This is a genomic window from Rhodococcus sp. MTM3W5.2 (genome assembly GCF_001984015.1).
In the GTDB taxonomy this organism is placed as follows: Bacteria; Actinomycetota; Actinomycetes; order Mycobacteriales; family Mycobacteriaceae; genus Rhodococcus_G; species Rhodococcus_G oryzae.
Genome location: NZ_CP019572.1, coordinates 5,480,600 through 5,496,791 on the forward strand (window position 1 = coordinate 5,480,600; position 16,192 = coordinate 5,496,791).

The window sequence follows — 16,192 nt, forward strand, 5'->3', positions numbered from 1 at the left end:
CGCGACTACTTGCAGTAGTGGGTATTGGCGGCGTCGATGTACACCTGGGCGGCCGCGGCGGCCTGCTCCGGGGTCATCGTGGCGCCGGTGATGCTGGCCTCCGCGCCCGCCATGCCGGTGACGTAGGCGGTGACCTCCTCGCTGTTCGCACCGCTGACCTTGGCCCCACAGATGTAGTTCGCGGTCACGATGGCGATGTCACCGTTGTCGGCGACGGCGATGCCGCCCTTCTTCAGTGCGTCCAGATAGGCCTTTCCACGGTCGTCCAGCGCGGGGGCCTCGGTGGGGCCGGGGAACCCACTCGGAACCGCCTGGGGCGTCTCCGGGGGCGCGGTCGCGGCGACGGCCGGGGTGGTGAACGGGGGCACCTCGATCGAGGTCTCGGGTGCTGGCGCGGACTTGGAATGGGTGGTCAGGGTTGGCGTGCTGCTGGCCGTCGAGTCGTCGCTGCCACACCCGGCGAGCAGCCCACCGGTGACCGCCGCGAGCGCGCCGATCGTGAGCGCACGGGCCAGGGAGTTACGAGTGGAAACAAGCATGGTGTTCAGTCCTCGGATTCGTGATCTGCGGGTGCGACCCACCCGGCGGACGAGGTGCCAACGGCCACGCGGGTGTCGATGAACAGGCTACCGACGCGAACGGGCCGGTCGCCGGGTTCACCCGGCCACCGGCCCGTGCGCGAAGGGGGCTAACGGTTGTGGATCTCGGCGTTGCCGTTGCGGACCGTGATGTTTCCGCCCTGGAAGTCCTGCTGGATCCCACCCGCGATGTCGCGCTGGTCACCAACCGGGAAGCCCAGCCTGCCGTTCTCGTAGTTCTGGCTCTTCCACGCGTCGAAGATCGGGCCGTTGCGCACCGACCAGGCCCCGCTGAGGGGACTCCAGTAGATGTTGCCGTTCTCGAACTCGTTGAAGCGGCCGTTGTCCTTGACCGGGACCTCGCTGGTCCTCGGGAAGCCGAGCCAGCCGCCCTCCCAGCCCAGTTCGCCGTACTTCTTCATGATCAGGCCCTGAACGGCGTGGGTCCCGTTCGGCGGGCTGTGATACATCGCGCCGATCTCGAAGCCCTGGATCGCGCCGTCCTTGCCCGGCGCCTTCACCTCGTCGAGGATCGGGTAGCCAAGCGGTCCACGCTCCCAGCCCTGACGTGACCACTCGTCCCGGATCGCGCCGCGGACCGCGTGCGCGCCGGTCTGCGGGGTCCAGTAGATGGAGCCGTGCTGGAAGTGGTTGAAGCGTCCGCGGCCGTCCGGGGTGCCGTTCTCGTCCGTGGTGGGCAGTCCGAGCGGCCCCGCAGGACCGCCGTTGGCCTGGTACGAGCCGCCGATCATGCCGGTCAGCACGTGCGCGCCGGTACCGCCCGACCAGAAGATCCGGCCGTTGCGGAAGTCCTGCGCCTTGCCTCCCGCGACGTCGTACTCGCCGGTGACGCAGCCGCTGAGCCACGGGTTCGCGTTCGCGAGCGCGCCGATGTCACCGCTGGTGCCACAGTTCGGGGCGCTGGCGTCGACACCGAGGGCGTTGGCCACCTGCGGCCAGGCCTGGTGCATCTCGAACTGCCAGTACGGCCAGGAGTGCGTGCCGGACGGGCGGTAGTTGATCTGCGCGGGAATGCCGAGCTTGTTCAGCTTGGTGGCGAAGCTCTGCGAGCTGAGACGGGACAGGATCTCGAGACCCATGCCCGCGTAGTTGGTGGAGACTCCGGGGATCCCGGACGGCTGATCGTAGGGACCGGTCATGCCGCTGCCGCTGGAAACGTACAGGCTGACGCCCCTGAGCTTCTCGGCGTTGGTGTACGGATCGTGCGCCGCCCATGCCGGGCTGCCCGGCGGGCCCCACATCTTCGAGACGTTGTAGCCGCCCGCGTCGGTCATCGCGTACTGCAGCGCCTGCGGCATGCCGAGCGAGGTGGTGCTCAGGTAACCGGAGAACGAGCCGGCGAACTTGAAGAAGCCGGGGTTGCGCTCGGTGAGGAACATCGCCGAGGTGCCGCCCATGGACAGGCCGATGATGCCGCGCGTCGTGGTGGTCCGCAGCCCGTTCTCGAGGACCGGCGGGAGCTCCTTCATCAGGAAGGTCTCCAGCTTGTAGAACTTGCCGTTGTCCGGCGCGAGCCAGTCGGCGTAGAAGCTCGACTCGCCGCCGACCGGCAGGATCACGTTGACGTTCTTGTCCGCATAGAAGTTCGCGGCGTCGGTCTCGATCGTCCAGCCGCTCTCGTCGTCGCGCGCGCGCAGACCGTCGAGCATGTACAGCGCGGGGAACGACGCGTCGGGCCGCGAGTTCCAGTCCCTGGCCAGCAGGACCTGCACCTGGAACGGGGCGCCCATCGCGGCGGAGTCCACCCACAGGGCAACGCGCCGATCGGTGATCCACTCGACCTTGGAGACGCCTGGGATCGACAGCACCGGCGCGGCGGCGCGGGCGACGGACGGCGCGGCCTGCGGCGCCCGGGGGCAGCGGCGGGCGCGGCCTCGGGCGTGGTGGTCGGCGCGACCGTCGTGGTCTGCTCCACCGTGGTCCGCGCGGGTGCCTCGGTGGTGGTGGCGACGGCCTCGGTGGTGCTGGCGACCGGCTCGAGGGTCTCGGCCGCAGGCACCTTCGCCGTCGTGGTCGCCTTCGGCGCCGTCGTGGTCGTGGTGGTCGTCGTGGTCGTGGTCTCGGAGGCCTCGGGCGCCGCGAATGCGGTCGCTGTCGCGGTGGTCAGGCCCGCCGCGGTCGGCAGCACGAGTGCGGCCGCGAGCAGTCGCAAGACCCTGCCCCGCGCGCCCGGTGCGGACGCCTTCCCCCGGGATGCGTTCCCGGATTCCTCAGTGCTGTTCGCATCTGACCGTGACACTCCTTCTGCTGTTTGGCCCCAGTGCTGTGACCTCGGCCCGGAAGATCCGGACCTCGACCGTTCCCCCCGGCCCGTGTGGGTGTCGTTCGATCGAGCGACACCTACACCCGTGCTCTTTTTACACGCAGGGAACGGGCGCCAGGGGGTGACGCGCTGTGACGGGTGGTGCAATTGTTACTTCTGCGGGGTAAGAACCCCATGGTCGCGACGCTGGTCCGCTCCGGATACGGCGATGCCGCCCCACGCTGCCTGAATCGGCACGAGGGGCGGCATCATCGGTTTACGCCGCGACCTGAGCCGGTCGATCAGGCGTTGAGCGCCGACAGGATCTGCGGGCGCGCATTCCAGAGCTCGGACTCCCAGTACTTCCACGCGTGGGTGCCCCTGGCCGGGAAGCTGTAGGTGGCCGGGATACCGAGCGTGCCAAGGCGGACCTGGAACGCGCGGGTGTTGGCGAGGGAGAGAGCCTCGAGCGCCATGCCGTTCGCGGTGTTGAAGTAGTCGATCGGCGCGCGCGGGTTGTCATGCGCACCGGGCAGGCCACTGGCGGCCGAGACGTACATCGACAGGCCCTTGAGCTGCGGGGCGAACACGAACGGGTCGTTGCGCAGCCACTGCTTGTTCCACGGCGGGCCCCACATGGCGTCCACGTTGTAGCGGCCGGCATCGAGCATCGCGACGCGGATCGCCTCACGCATGCCCGGCGCGGAGATGTTCAGGTAGCCCGACAGCGAGCCGGCGAACTTGAACTGGTCGCGGTGGTGTGCGGCCAGGGTCAGGGCGGCCGAGCCACCCATCGACAGGCCGAGCACGCCGTTGTTGCTACGCGAGACGCCACGGGTCTCGAGGTAGGCGGGCAGCTCCTGGGTGAGGAAGGTCTCCCACTTGTAGGTGCCCTTCTGCCCGTTGAAGTTCGAGGGCGACATCCAGTCGGTGTAGAAGCTGGACTCGCCGCCGACGGGCATCACCAGGGTGACGTTGTCGTTGCGGAACTGGTCGAGCGCGTTCGTCTCGAAGGTCCATGCGTTGCGGTCGTTGCGCGCACGCAACCCGTCGAGCAGGTACAGCGCGGCGTTGCCACCATGGGCCGCCCACTGGATCTGGACCTTGATGGGGCCCATTGCGGAGGGCACGAAGACCTCTTCGAAACCACCGGCGGGCGCGCGGTGCGCGACCGGCGCGGCGCCTGCGACGGCGGTGCCGGCAATACCTGCAGCCATCGGCAGGACGAGCGCGGCTGCTGTGAGGCCGAGGGCGCGCTGCTTGAGGCGCTCAGAAAACCTCGGTCTGCCAATACGCATGAATACTGCTCTCTTTCTTCTCTGCGGTGCCCGCCGAAGCGGCCCGACGATCCGGCGGAAGCCATGCTCTGTCGCCCCCACCACATGTGGAAGCGACAGTGGAACTGATCAAGATCACACTGCGCTCGGTGGAGCGTATGTCACACAGCGAGCACTGACAAACGGTGCCTCGGCTTGTGTTCCCCGAGGCACACACGACATCTATATCGACCCGTTGGTAGCCATCGTTACACGTCTGAGACAAGTTCGCACGACGAAGTAAGCGAGGCCTACTCGACACCCGCTCATCTGGGTTCCACCGGCGGCGGCACCAGATTGCACCGCTGGAGCTCGTAGGCCGGAACCCGGTCGAAACGGTACTTGGCGTAGTCGAAGGCGCGCTTGAAATTGCGGATGAAAAGCTGACGGGTGAGCTCCCCCCGGCTCGACGCCAGCACCTCCTGGGTCTCGGGGCAGGTGAGAGCGACCTTGGCGTCGGCCACCCAGTCCTCGTCCATGTACCAGGGCAGCCAGGGATGGATGTCGACCATGCCGGTGTCGGCCACCACCCAGTCCGGGTAGAGGGCCTTGTCGTGGCCGATCCGGCCGTCGTCGAGGCGCTTGGTGTGCGCGGCCAACGGATAGGCCAGGCCCATCTGGTCGATCACCTTCACGTCGAGGCCGACGTTCATGCTCGTCATGCCCAGGTTGAGGAAGTAGACGGTGTGTCCGGCGCCACCCTCGGGGATCGGCTCCGGCGGCGGCACCACGTCCCAGTAGGTGAAGGCCGCGGCGGGCAGCAGCAGGCCGCCGTCGGGGGTGTTGGCGATCGCCTCGACCATCGGGCGCATGCGCGGGTAGTCCAGGTAGTCCTCGGCCAGGATCGGATGCGGGTGGCCGGTGTTGAGGGCGTAGAAGTTCCGCTCGTCGACGATCCCGGACTTGCCGACCACGGTGCCGTTCGGCATGCCCGACGAGTTCGTCACCGAGATCGCCCAGATCACGGTGATCAGCCAGGCGCCAGCACCGACCGCGAACAGCGCGGTGGACCGCGTCTTGCCCCAGTCCTCGCGGGCCGGGATTCGGATCGGCAGCACGGCGATGGGGAGCATGAAGCAGAACAGCACGGGCAGCAGCACCCGGCCGTGCATGAAGTCGCCGCCGACCCGCAGCGAGTAGATCATCAGCAACAGACCGGTGACCAGGATGACCGCGACCACGGCGCCGGGGGTGCGCAGCCGCGACTGCCACCGCACGATGGCTGAGCCGTCCGAGGTTGCTGTGGCTGAGCCGTCCGAGGTTGCTGTGGCTGAGCCGTCCGAGGTTGCTGTGGTCGAGCCGTCCGGATTCACTGCGGCCGACCAGGGTCGGGTCACCAGGACCGCGACGGCCAGCACGAGCAGCGGCAGCCACAGCCAGTACGGCCCCACCAGGTTCCACAGATACGTGAAGCCCTGACCCCACTTGGCGCCGCCTGCGTCCTTGGCAACCGCAGTGTTGGGATAGGGCAGCCCGTAGTAGCCCATCCGCCAGATCTGGTAGCCGACCGGGACCGCACCCGCGACCGCGACGATCGACGCGCGCAGCTTCCAGGTGCCGGGCGCCAGGAAGATCATCAGCAGGGCGAGGCCGGCGAGAATGACCAGCTCGGGCCTGACCAGCGGTCCGAGGCCCGCGACAAAGGCGAGGATCAGCACCGAGGCCGTGGTCGGCGGGCGCTGAGTCCAGCGCACCAGCAGCAGCCACAGCAGGGCGATCCAGAAGATGACCAGGCAGGACTCCAGCCCGGAGGTGGCGTAGTCGCGCGCAGGCGGCACCGCGATGTAGGCCAGCGCGCCCGCGGGCAGCAGCAGAGTGGCGGGAGCGGAGCCCGCGGAGCGACCCAGGGGGCCGGGAGCAGAGCCTGCGGAGCGACCCAGAGGGCCGGGAGAGGAGCCTGCGGAGCCCCGGCCCAGCCCACGCCAGAGGGCGCCGGTCCCGAGCATGCCCAGCACGATCGCGCCACCGGAGAGCACCAGCGCGATGCCGAGCACCACGTACTCGAGGCGGGCCTGCGTGAGCCAGCTGAACGCGTACACCAGGTAGGTCCAGATGGTGCTGGTGTTCGCCTCGACCCGCTCCCCCGCGTTGAACACCGGACCGTTGCCTGCGAGCAGGTTGCGGACCGTGCGCAGCACGATGAGCCCGTCGTCGGCGATCCAGCGGCGCTCCCAGCCACCCCAGACGAAGAGGGCGGCGGTCAGCGCGATCCCACCGAGGAACACCGAGCGGGGCAGCCATGCGGGCAACCGCATCGCGGAGCCGGTCTGCTCGGTGGCCTCGGTGTTCTCCACGTGGGGCCTGTCAGACGATATAGACAGCGACACCCACCGCTCCAATCCAAGCAATCGCGAGGAATTGGAGCACCCGATCGCCGAGCGCGATCTCCTCCGGCTCCCCCGCCTCGCCACCGTCGACATCGACCGCGTACCGCAGGATCGCGATCGTGAACGGGACCATCGAGATCGCGAACCAGTTGGTGTTGTTGACCTGGTCCCGCTCGAAGGCCCACAGTCCGTAGCAGATCACCACCGCGGTCGCCGAGAGCGTCCAGACGAACCGCAGGTAGGTGCCGGTGTAGTACTCGAGCGACTTGCGGATCTTCGCCCCGGTGCGCTCGGCGAGCTGCAACTCCGCGTAGCGCTTGCCCGCCGCCATGAACAGCGAACCGAACGCCATGATCAGCAGGAACCACTGCGACAGCGGGATCTCGGCGGCCACGCCACCGGCGATCGCCCGCAGCAGGAAGCCGGACGAGACGATGCAGATGTCGAGGACGGCCTGGTGCTTGAGGCCGAAGCAGTAGGCGAGCTGGATGCCGATGTACACCGCCATCACGACCGCGAGCTGCCAGTTGGCGAGGAACGACAGGCCGATGGCCCCTGCCAGCAGCACCACGGCCATCGCGTAGGCGAGGCGGACCGGCAGCACCCCCGCGGCGATCGGACGGAAGCGCTTGGTCGGGTGCGCCCGGTCGGCCTCGACGTCCATCGCGTCGTTGACCAGGTAGATGCCGGAGGCGGCCATGCAGAACACGACGAACGCCAGCGCCACCGGCATCAGCACGTCGACCTCGGTCACCGAGCCCGCGGCGAGCGGCGCGGCCAGCACCAGGACGTTCTTCACCCACTGGCGCGGGCGCAGTGCCTTGACGATCCCGGCAGGCAGCGACTTCGGCGGCCCGGAGACCTCGGTCGGGTGCTCGCTCATTTCTCTCCAAACTTCCGTTCGGCACGCAGCACCACTGCGGCCGAGGCTGCGCCCAAGGCGGATCCGGCAAGCACATCGGTCGGGTAGTGGACCCCAAGCACGAGCCGCGAGAGCAGCATCGGGGGCACCAGCACCGCGGGCAAGGGTAGCCCGGTCAGCCGGCCGAGGAGCACCGCGGCGGCCGTGGTGGACGTGGCGTGCGACGACGGGAAGCTGAGCTTGCTCGGCGTCGACACGTTGACGGCCACGCTCGGGTCGTTCGGCCGGGGACGCCGGACCACCCGCTTGATGACGATGGAGGCGGCGTGCGCGCCGACCGCGCCGACCGCAACGCCCGCCCACTGACGGCGGCGGGGCTTGTCGAGCGCGGCGCCGACGCCCGCGATCGCGACCCAGCCGAGCGCGTGCTCACCGAAGTGCGACATGCCGCGGGCCGCGGCGATGACGCCGGGCTGTGCTCCGATGGTGGACTGGATGGTGCCCAGGATCCTCACCTCGGCGGCGGACTCGGTGGTCGCGGCGCCGTCGAGCAGGGCGCCCTCAGGCCTACGCCGGGTAATGAAAGACACTCTCCCACCTCTCCTTGCTGGTCAGCGACGGAACCGCGTCGGCGTAGACGCGCTTGAGCTCGGGGAACCGGGTCGCCAGTTCGCGGCGCAGCCGCATGGCCTCCTTCAGCAGACCCCAGGCCTGACGCGGATCGCGCTTGCGGTAGACCACGCCGCGGCCGTCCGCGGTGGTGACTGTGACGCCGTCCACCTGGGAGAGCAGGAACCAGCGGGCGTCGAGGGTCGGCACGTTGAGCTGCGGGCGCTCGTGGTGCTGCTCGTGCGCGGGCCGGACGTTGTGCACCAGGCCCTTGCCGAGGCGGACGAGCTTCGCGAGCGGGTTGGTCGGCTCACCGACCGCGCCGACCTCGGCGCCCGAGGGCAGCGGCAGCGAGGTGGACGACGGCAGCACGACGGCGTCCGGGAAGTCCTCCCGCATCGCCCGGACGTCGCCGAGCGCGGTGGGAAGCAGTTCGAAGATGTGCTCCGGCCCCTGCAGAAAGTCGGCGATGGCCTTGTTCTGGATCGCGACGGTGGAGTACTCGAGGCAGAGCAGGTGCTTGAGGGTGGCCTTGACCGTGTTGACGACCATGCCCCTGCCGTTGCCCGGCATGTGCAGCGCGGCCACCACCAGGCGGTTGCGCAGGTGGAAGTACGCCTGCCAGTCGATGGCGTCGTCCTTGTCGGACCAGGCCATGTGCCAGATGGCCGCGCCGGGCATGGTCACCGTCGGGTAGCCGGCCTCGCGGGCCCGCAGGCCGTACTCGACGTCGTCCCACTTGATGAACAGCGGCAACGGCTGGCCGATCTCCTCCGCGACCTGGCGCGGGATCATGCACATCCACCAGCCGTTGAAGTCCACGTCGATGCGGCGGTGCAGCAGCTTCGAGTTCTCCCGGTCCTTGAGCGGGAACTGCGAGAAGTCGTGGTCGTACTCGACGTTCGGGGCGGCCGACCACATGAAGATGCCGCGGTTGACCACCTCGCCCATCGAGTGCAGGTGACTGCGCTCCTGGAGGTTCAGCATCTGGCCGCCGATCAGCGTCGGGGTCTTGGCGAACCGGGACAGCGCCAGCGCGCGCAGGATCGAGTCCGGCTCGATCTCGATGTCGTCGTCCATGAACAGGATCTGCTGGCAGTCGGTCGTCTTGAGCGCCTCGTACATGATCCGGCTGTAGCCGCCGGAGCCGCCGAGGTTCGCCTGGTCGTGCATGGCGAGCCGGTCCCCGAGCACAGCGGCGGCCTCGGTGAAACCGGGCTCGTCGCGGACCTTGCGGGTGCCCTGGTCGGGGATGATGACGGCCTTGACCACGTCCATCACCAGCGGATCGGAGCCGAGGGCGGTGAGCGCCTTCACGCAGTCCGTCGGCCGGTTGAAGGTCGGGATGCCGACAGCGACGCTGGCCTCGCCGGGCGCCTCGATCGGGGCATACCAGCCTGCGCTCTCGAGCACCACCTCGCTGTCGGAGGTGATGTCGAACCAGATCCAGCCACCGTCCTCGAACGGAGCCAGCTCGACCTCGAACTCCAGCGCGGCGTCACCGTCCTGGAACTCCCTGCCCTCCACGTGGATTCGGGAGGAGTCGGCCTTCGAGCGGTACACATCCACCCGACCGTGACCGGACAGCTCCAGGCGCAGCACGACGGAGGTCAGGATCGACCAGCGGCGCCAGTAGCTGGCCGGGAAGGCGTTGAAGTAGGTGCAGAACGAGGCCTCGGACTCGGCGCCGATCGACAGCGAGGTCCGCGATGTCGCGTGCGCGCGCCTTGCGTTGGTGGTCGCCTCCTCCAGGTAGAGGGTGCGCACGTCCAGGGGCTCACCGGGCCGGGGCAGGATGACCCGCTGCAGCAGGGCCTTGCCGAGCACCTCGAGTTCGTCGCCGGCGTGCTCGTCCGCCTCGATCAGGTGCCGGGGGCTCATGCGCCGTTCCCGTTTCCGAGGGGCGCACCGGTTTCGAGGTGCGGCCGGAGCGTGTTGTCGAACATGCTGAGCGCGCTCGCGATGGCCATGTGCATGTCGAGGTACTGGTAGGTACCCAGGCGCCCGCCGAACAGCACCTTGTTCTGTGCGGTCTCCGCCTTGGCCCGCGCCCGGTAGGACTCGAGCTTCTCGCGGTCCTCCGGGGTGTTGATCGGGTAGTACGGCTCGTCCTCGCTCTCCGCGAAGCGGGAGAACTCGCGCATGATGACCGTCTTGTCCGACGGGTACTCGCGCTCGGGGTGGAAGTGCCGGAACTCGTGGATGCGGGTGAACGGCACGTCCGCGTCGTTGTAGTTCATCACCGGGGTGCCCTGGAAGTCGCCGGTCGGCAGCACCTCGGTCTCGAAATCGAGGGTGCGCCAGCCCAGTTCGCCCTCGGAGTAGTCGAAGTAGCGATCCAGTGGACCGGTGTACACGACGGGGGCGTCGGGGCTCGCGGCCCGCAGCTCGTCCCGCACGTCGAACCAGTCGGTGTTCAGCCGGACCTCGATCTTCTCGTCCTTGGCCATGTTCTCGAGCCACGCGGTGTAGCCGTCCACCGGCAGGCCCTCGTAGGTGTCGTTGAAGTAGCGGTTGTCGAAGGTGTAGCGGACCGGCAGCCGGGTGATGTTTCCCGCGGGCAGGTTCTTCGGGTCCGTCTGCCACTGCTTGGCGGTGTAATCCCGGACGAACGCCTCGTACAGCGGGCGCCCGATCAGGGAGATCGCCTTCTCCTCGAGGTTGGTCGCGTCCTTGCTGTCGATCTCGGCGGACTGCTCGGCGATCAGCTTGCGTGCCTCTTCGGGGCTGAAGTAACGGCCGAAGAACTGCGACACCAGGCCGAGGCCCATCGGGAACTGGTAGGACTGCCCGTTGTGCATCGCGAAGACGCGGTGCTGGTAGCCGGTGAACTCGGTGAACTGGGTGACGTAGTCCCAGACCCGCTTGTTCGAGGTGTGGAACAGGTGCGCGCCGTACATGTGCACCTCGATGCCGGTCTCCGGCTCGGCCTCCGAGTAGGCGTTGCCCCCGAGGTGGTGGCGACGGTCCAGCACGAGGACCCGCTTACCCAGCTCGGTCGCGGCGCGCTCGGCGATGGTCAGTCCGAAGAATCCCGAACCGACGATGATCAGGTCGTACTGGCCGGAGGTGGCGGGGCCTGGGGTTTCAGAGGTCACGGGCAACCAGGGTATCGGACCTGACATGGAGGTCCCGGGCAACCCGTGGCTGCCGGGTGGTACGTCACACGCGGGCCGCGTCGATCATCACAGACGATCCGGCGGCCAGCTGGCCGGGGTGAACTCCGTCTGCAGCCGGAGTTCACGCCCTCTTCACCTACAGGCCGCGCTCGACGTACACGGTCAACGCGTCCCGGACGAAGACCGCGCCATGCGTTCCGCCGTAGTTCGCGGCGAAGCGCTCGTCCGCGACGTACATCTCACCCAGGCCCAGGATGTACTCCTTGTCCGGGGCAGCGCCGCACCCCGGCGTGCCGGGGATGCCGCCGAGCCACTCGACGTGGCGACGGGCCAGATCCTGCGCCCGCTCGCCGTCGGGCGTCGCGCCCGAGGTCGCGGCCTCGATCCAGTCGGCATTGAGCTGGGCCAACGCCGCCTGCCAGTCCCGACGCTGATCGCCGGTGAGGCCACGCCACCAGCGGTCGCTGGACTGGTAGGCCTGCTCGCCCCAGCGCTCGATCACCTCGTCCTTGTGCTGGGTGTGGTCGAAGCCGTCGAAAACTTCCTCTGCCATCAGTTGTTCACCTCCTTCCGTTTTCCGCAATGTCGTCCGCACCGACTCGATCTGCCGTCGCACCCGGCCGAGCTCCTGCTCGAGGAGGCCGAGGTGGGTGCCCAGCGCGGCCGCCGTGTCCCGCTCGCCTGCCAGGACCTCGGCGATGGCCGGGAGGCCGAGGCCGAGTTCGCGCAGCAACAGGATCCGTTGCAGCCGCACGAGGGCGTCCTGGTCGTAGTAGCGGTACCCGTTGGCGCCGATCCGGCTCGGTTCCAGCAGTCCCCGCTCGCCGTAGTGGCGCAGCGTGCGACTGGTGGTCCCGGCCGCCTTGGCCAGGTCCTGGATCGACCATTCCCCTGCCATCGAAGAATTCCTCCGCTCGTCGGTGTCGGTGCGATCCGACAGGACAAGAATGGAGGTTGACGCTGCGTCAATGTCAAGGGCGCGGCGGGAGTGACACGCCTAGGCCCGGTAGAGCGCCACGGCGCGGGCGGTGTCGAGTGCGCCCGCGTCGGCGATCGGCAGGAAATGATCCAGCTGCCACGCCTGGGTGCCGCGGGCCTGGCGACTGGTCGGCGCCGCCCACGGCGGGTACACGCGGATCGCCCGCTTCCCGCCCACACCGTCTCGGGACAGCACGCCGCGATCGGCGAGCACCCGCTTCGGGAAGACGAACTGCCCGAGGTGATCGCCGCCGCGGGCGATGACGATGAACAACTCGACCGGGTCGACGATGTCGAAGGGCGCGATGGGGCCCTGCGCCGACCGCTTCCACAGGGTGACGAACTGGCCGACCTTCTTCGGTGTCGTCTTGGCGACCCGGAAACGGATCGGGCGGCCGTCGACCGTGAACTCGTGCGCCCCGTAGGCCGCGCTCTCCGGCTCGGGCACGGGAGCCGAACAGGCGAAGCCGCACGGGTCGAACACCTGCGTCTTCGCCGCCAGCAGATCGGCGTGGACGGCCCCGGCATCCTGCCATGGTTCCGGTTCGATGCTCACGTGCCCGAGGATACGGCGGCGGACTTCGGCGAGCCTTGCATTGCTGGCCGAGTCATCTTGATGCCGATAGCGTTCCGCGTATGAGCACGGATCCGGATCAACTCCCGGCGTCGCATCCGGCGGAGCCGCACGTCCAGGGGCTCTCCGCCAAGCTGAACTGGCTGCGGGCGGGCGTACTCGGCGCCAACGACGGCATCGTCTCCACCGCCGGTCTGGTCGTCGGCGTCGCCGCGGCGAGCACCGCACGCGGCCCGATCCTCACCGCGGGCATCGCCGGGCTGGCGGCCGGGGCGGTGTCGATGGCCCTCGGCGAGTACGTCTCGGTCAGTACCCAGCGCGATACCGAGCGGTCGCTGCTGGCCAAGGAACGCCGAGAACTCGCCGAGCTGCCCGACGCCGAACTCGACGAGCTCGCGTCCCTGTACGAGGCGAAGGGCCTGACCCCCGCGACCGCCCGCACCGTGGCCGAGGAACTGACGGCACACGACGCCTTCGCCGCGCACGCCGACGCCGAGCTGGGCATCGACCCCGACGAGCTGACCAATCCGTGGCAGGCGGCGGCCTCCTCGGCCATCTCCTTCACCCTCGGCGCCCTGCTGCCGCTGATCGCGATCCTCGTCCCGCCCGCCACCTCGCGCGTACCGATCACGTTCGTCGCGGTGCTGGTCGCGCTCGCGCTGACCGGCAGCGTCAGCGCCCGGCTCGGCGGGTCACCACGCGGGAAGGCCGTGCTGCGGGTGGTGCTAGGCGGCGCACTCGCGATGCTGGTCACCTACGGCATCGGGCAGATCGTGGACACCGTCCACATCTGAGCCCGTTGCCGTGCGGATCGAGGTCCTCAGGCCCGATCCGCTCCCGACATCAGCACCGGGATCACGAACTGCTCGATCATCGCCCGCTCGTCGGCCTCGTCGGCGCCGGGGACGGTGAGCAGCGAGACGATGACCCGCACCAACCACCGTGCCCGACTGGAGATCTCGCGGTCGTCGCTGCCCCACACATCGGCGAGGAAGCTCGCGCCGAGCACCTCGATCACCTGCGAGGTGCCGGCCAGCTCGGAGGCGATGCCCGCGTCGCCGAGCCCGAACCAGGCGGCCAGCGTCGGTGTCGCGCGCACCTCGCGCACCGAGGCGAGGATGGCCGCGGTGATCCGCTCGCGCGGATCCTCGATGCCTGCCACCAGGCCGGTCACCCGCTCGCCGAGCCGCCGCGCCTCCCGGTGCACGAACGCCAGGTGCAGCGCGCGGCGGTTCTCGAAGTAGCGATAGAGGGTCGCGCGCGAGCACCCGGCGGCCTTGGCGACCTCGGCCATGCCGGTCGTCGCGACGCCACGCTCGACGAACAGCTCCGCGGCCGCGTCGAGGATGCGCTCCGCCGCGAGGTCGGTGCGTTCGTCGCGCAGCCAGGTTCCGGAACTCATGGCCGGAACGGTACGTGCGTAGGCCGCCGGACGTAGTTACCGGCCGCGTACTCGATGCCGTCGACGTCCACCTCGAAGTCGGGGCAGCGGGCCAGCAGTTCCTCGAGCGCGACGCGGGCCTGCATGCGTGCGGCCGCCGCGCCGAGGCAGTGGTGGCTGCCGTGACTGAAGGTCATGATCTGGCGGGGCGCCCGCAGCACGTCGAGTTCCTCGGAGTTGGCGCCGTAGACCCTGGGGTCGCGGTTCGCGGATCCGTAGACCAGCAGCGTCTTGCGGCCCGCGGGGATGGTGACGCCCTCGATCGTGACGTCCCGGGTGGTGGTGCGGGCCAGGCCCTGGACCGGCGAGGTGAGGCGAAGCAGCTCGTCGACGGCGTCGGGGATGCGGGACGGATCCTCCAGCAGCAGCGCGCGCTGGTCGCGGTGCTGGGTGAGCAGCGCCGAGGAGCCGCCGAGCATGCCTGTGGTGGTGTCGTTGCCGCCGGTGACCATCGTGAACGCGAAGCCCAGGATGGACAGCACGCCCGCGAAGTCCCCGTCGGCGGCGATGCCGGCGGCAACGAGGTGCGAGATGGTGTCGTCGGCTTCCCTGCCCGCGGCAACGTCGGCCTTGCGACGTTCGATCAGCCCGCCGAAGTAGCCCATCAGGTCGCCGACCGCGGTCGCCGCCTCGAGCGGGTCGCCGGCGGCGTTGGCGGCGACGATCGCCTCGGTCCAGCCGTCGAACTGCCCGCGGTCCTCCTCGGGAACGCCCAGGTAGTGCGCCACCACCATGCTCGGCAGCGGCTTGAACAGCTCGGTGACGATGTCGCCGCCGCCCGCCGAGCGCAACCCCTCGATGCGCTCGACCACGAACTCGCGGACCGCAGGCTCAACGGCCTCGACCTGACGCGGCGTGAACCCGCGGGCGACCAGGCGGCGGAAGTCGGTGTGGACCGGCGGATCGAGCATCACCAGGGGCGGGTTGTCCTTGAGCCCGATCTTCTCGAGCTCGCCGTAGCTCGTGGTCAGGCCGTCCGCGGAAGAGAACGTCTCATGGTCGCGGGCGGCCGCGTACACGTCGGCGTGCCTGGTCAGCACCCAGTAGTCGTCCGTGGGCGACTGCTCGGGCACCACGTGGTGGACCGGGTCATGCTCGCGCAGCGCCGCGTACATGCCCCAGGGGTCGCGCCAGGACTCGGCAGAGGGCGGAACGTAGGCGGCCTGGCCGGACATAGTCGTTATCATGTGTCGAGCGTGAGACACATGAGCTACTTTGTCAATCGATGGCGAGGACGGCCAGATCCAGCTCCCTCAGCCGCTCCGGGTCGGCGATCACCTCGTACTCCGTGATCCGGTCGCCCTCGATCACGAAGGTGAGGGCGAGGAGCAACCGCCCGCGTGGGGCCACGATCACCCCCACGGCACCGTCGACAAGGGCCGCCTCGGCGAACCGCGCCCGCCTGCCGAACGCCATGACGCCCTCCACCACCGCGCGCACACCGCGGGCCACGGTCGCCGCACCGGCAGGCAGGGCGGCCGGGTCGGCAGTCCGCACGACGTCGGGTGCCAGCACAGCCAGCAGCGCGTTCAGGTCGCCGCTGCGCGACGCGGCGAGGAATGCCTCCACGACGTGCCGTTGGGAGCCCAGGTCGGCGCGTGAAATCGATTCAACACCTTGCACTCTCAGGCGTGCGCGGCTGGCGATCTTCTTGGTGGCGACGGGGGTCCGCCCCACAATCAGGGCGATCTCACTGAACGGCACCGCGAACATGTCATGGAGCACGAACACGATTCGCTCGACGGGAACCAGCTTGTCCAACACGACAAGCAGTGCGCGTCCGACCGAATCAGCCAGCAGCGCTTCATTTTCCGGATCAGTCGCCGTGTCTGGGCTTACGAAGTGGTCGGGGACCTGCTGCCCTGCCGGGTCCTCCCGCCGGGACTTTCGGGTGCGCAGCATGTCCAGGCACAGGCGTGACACGACGGTCCGCAGCCAGGCGGCCAGATCCTCCACCTCGCTGACGTCCGCACGGCTCAGGCGCAGCCACGCCTCCTGGACCGCGTCGTCGACCTCGCTCAGCGATCCGAGCATCCGGTAGGCGACCGCCCGCAGGTGGCTGCGCTCCGATTCGAATCGCTGTGCGAGCTCGTCTTGATCACCCATCGGTCACCTTTCCGCGCCG

At 69.1% G+C, this 16,192-nt stretch carries 15 protein-coding genes; 2 read left to right on the forward strand and 13 right to left on the reverse strand.

Annotated elements, in window-relative coordinates; all coding sequences use genetic code 11:
- Positions 1 to 5 precede the first annotated feature (5 nt).
- Positions 6 to 539 carry a DUF732 domain-containing protein gene (locus BTZ20_RS25090; RefSeq protein ID WP_077043993.1) on the reverse strand — a complete coding sequence of 178 codons (534 nt, stop codon included), beginning with the start codon at positions 537 to 539 and terminating at the stop codon, positions 6 to 8.
- Positions 540 to 688: 149 nt separating this feature from the next.
- Positions 689 to 2,407, reverse strand: a complete 1,719-nt coding sequence (locus tag BTZ20_RS25095) for an alpha/beta hydrolase-fold protein (RefSeq protein WP_083742848.1) — start codon at positions 2,405 to 2,407, stop codon at positions 689 to 691.
- A 72-nt stretch (positions 2,408 to 2,479) separates the two neighbouring features.
- On the opposite strand from BTZ20_RS25095, the gene BTZ20_RS27005 reads away from it, so the two are divergent.
- Positions 2,480 to 3,091, forward strand: a complete 612-nt coding sequence (locus BTZ20_RS27005; protein ID WP_077043218.1) for a hypothetical protein — start codon at positions 2,480 to 2,482, stop codon at positions 3,089 to 3,091.
- A 52-nt stretch (positions 3,092 to 3,143) separates the two neighbouring features.
- Here the strand turns inward: BTZ20_RS27005 and BTZ20_RS25105 are convergent, their stop codons facing one another.
- The 8 genes from BTZ20_RS25105 to BTZ20_RS25140 all read right to left on the reverse strand — a co-directional run bounded on the left by BTZ20_RS25105 (position 3,144) and on the right by BTZ20_RS25140 (position 12,608).
- On the reverse strand, positions 3,144 to 4,139 hold the full coding sequence (locus BTZ20_RS25105) for an alpha/beta hydrolase (RefSeq protein ID WP_077043219.1): 996 nt from the start codon (positions 4,137 to 4,139) through the stop codon (positions 3,144 to 3,146).
- 284 nt (positions 4,140 to 4,423) lie between these two features.
- A complete protein-coding gene (zomB, locus tag BTZ20_RS25110; RefSeq protein WP_223263853.1) occupies positions 4,424 to 6,412 on the reverse strand; it encodes a flagellar motor control protein ZomB in 1,989 nt (662 codons plus the stop codon).
- Positions 6,413 to 6,461: 49 nt separating this feature from the next.
- Positions 6,462 to 7,367: a decaprenyl-phosphate phosphoribosyltransferase gene (locus tag BTZ20_RS25115; RefSeq protein WP_077043221.1), complete on the reverse strand. Its 906-nt coding sequence runs from the start codon at positions 7,365 to 7,367 to the stop codon at positions 6,462 to 6,464.
- A complete protein-coding gene (locus BTZ20_RS25120; RefSeq protein WP_223263854.1) occupies positions 7,364 to 7,900 on the reverse strand; it encodes a phosphatase PAP2 family protein in 537 nt (178 codons plus the stop codon). Before BTZ20_RS25120 ends, BTZ20_RS25115 begins: the two co-directional genes overlap by 4 nt.
- A gap of 13 nt (positions 7,901 to 7,913) precedes the next feature.
- Entirely contained in the window at positions 7,914 to 9,836 is a 1,923-nt protein-coding gene (locus BTZ20_RS25125; protein WP_077043223.1) for a glycosyltransferase, read from the reverse strand.
- The gene (glf, locus tag BTZ20_RS25130) at positions 9,833 to 11,080 is read right to left on the reverse strand and encodes a UDP-galactopyranose mutase (protein ID WP_145982413.1); all 1,248 of its coding nucleotides are present in this window, start codon (positions 11,078 to 11,080) and stop codon (positions 9,833 to 9,835) included. The genes BTZ20_RS25125 and glf overlap by 4 nt, the downstream gene beginning before the upstream one ends.
- Positions 11,081 to 11,210: 130 nt before the next feature.
- Entirely contained in the window at positions 11,211 to 11,972 is a 762-nt protein-coding gene (locus BTZ20_RS25135) for a MerR family transcriptional regulator (protein WP_077043225.1), read from the reverse strand.
- Positions 11,973 to 12,071: 99 nt separating this feature from the next.
- On the reverse strand, positions 12,072 to 12,608 hold the full coding sequence (locus BTZ20_RS25140) for a MepB family protein (RefSeq protein ID WP_223263515.1): 537 nt from the start codon (positions 12,606 to 12,608) through the stop codon (positions 12,072 to 12,074).
- A gap of 80 nt (positions 12,609 to 12,688) precedes the next feature.
- Here BTZ20_RS25140 and BTZ20_RS25145 point away from each other — a divergent pair, with 80 nt between their 5' ends.
- Positions 12,689 to 13,420 carry a VIT family protein gene (locus tag BTZ20_RS25145; RefSeq protein ID WP_077043226.1) on the forward strand — a complete coding sequence of 244 codons (732 nt, stop codon included), beginning with the start codon at positions 12,689 to 12,691 and terminating at the stop codon, positions 13,418 to 13,420.
- 26 nt (positions 13,421 to 13,446) lie between these two features.
- On the opposite strand, the gene BTZ20_RS25150 is transcribed toward BTZ20_RS25145, so the two are convergent.
- Genes BTZ20_RS25150 through BTZ20_RS25160 form a run of 3 tightly spaced genes read right to left on the reverse strand, consistent with a single transcriptional unit; the run spans position 13,447 to position 16,173 of the window.
- Positions 13,447 to 14,028 (reverse strand): TetR/AcrR family transcriptional regulator, encoded by a 582-nt coding sequence (locus BTZ20_RS25150; protein ID WP_077043227.1) that lies wholly within the window; start codon positions 14,026 to 14,028, stop codon positions 13,447 to 13,449.
- On the reverse strand, positions 14,025 to 15,254 hold the full coding sequence (locus BTZ20_RS25155) for a cytochrome P450 (protein WP_077043228.1): 1,230 nt from the start codon (positions 15,252 to 15,254) through the stop codon (positions 14,025 to 14,027). The genes BTZ20_RS25150 and BTZ20_RS25155 overlap by 4 nt, the downstream gene beginning before the upstream one ends.
- A gap of 31 nt (positions 15,255 to 15,285) precedes the next feature.
- Entirely contained in the window at positions 15,286 to 16,173 is an 888-nt protein-coding gene (locus BTZ20_RS25160) for a sigma-70 family RNA polymerase sigma factor (RefSeq protein ID WP_077043229.1), read from the reverse strand.
- Positions 16,174 to 16,192 lie beyond the last annotated feature (19 nt).

Excerpts from the sequence above, each read along its gene's own strand:
- BTZ20_RS25090 (WP_077043993.1), bottom strand. The coding sequence starts at position 539 with ATGCTTGTTTCCACTCGTAACTCCCTGGCCCGTGCGCTCACGATCGGC.
- BTZ20_RS25105 (WP_077043219.1), bottom strand. The coding sequence starts at position 4,139 with ATGCGTATTGGCAGACCGAGGTTTTCTGAGCGCCTCAAGCAGCGCGCC.
- zomB (WP_223263853.1), bottom strand. The coding sequence starts at position 6,412 with ATGCGGTTGCCCGCATGGCTGCCCCGCTCGGTGTTCCTCGGTGGGATC.
- BTZ20_RS25115 (WP_077043221.1), bottom strand. The coding sequence starts at position 7,367 with ATGAGCGAGCACCCGACCGAGGTCTCCGGGCCGCCGAAGTCGCTGCCT.
- BTZ20_RS25125 (WP_077043223.1), bottom strand. The coding sequence starts at position 9,836 with ATGAGCCCCCGGCACCTGATCGAGGCGGACGAGCACGCCGGCGACGAA.
- glf (WP_145982413.1), bottom strand. The coding sequence starts at position 11,080 with ATGTCAGGTCCGATACCCTGGTTGCCCGTGACCTCTGAAACCCCAGGC.
- BTZ20_RS25135 (WP_077043225.1), bottom strand. The coding sequence starts at position 11,972 with ATGGCAGGGGAATGGTCGATCCAGGACCTGGCCAAGGCGGCCGGGACC.
- BTZ20_RS25145 (WP_077043226.1), top strand. The coding sequence starts at position 12,689 with ATGAGCACGGATCCGGATCAACTCCCGGCGTCGCATCCGGCGGAGCCG.
- BTZ20_RS25150 (WP_077043227.1), bottom strand. The coding sequence starts at position 14,028 with ATGAGTTCCGGAACCTGGCTGCGCGACGAACGCACCGACCTCGCGGCG.
- BTZ20_RS25155 (WP_077043228.1), bottom strand. The coding sequence starts at position 15,254 with ATGATAACGACTATGTCCGGCCAGGCCGCCTACGTTCCGCCCTCTGCC.
- BTZ20_RS25160 (WP_077043229.1), bottom strand. The coding sequence starts at position 16,173 with ATGGGTGATCAAGACGAGCTCGCACAGCGATTCGAATCGGAGCGCAGC.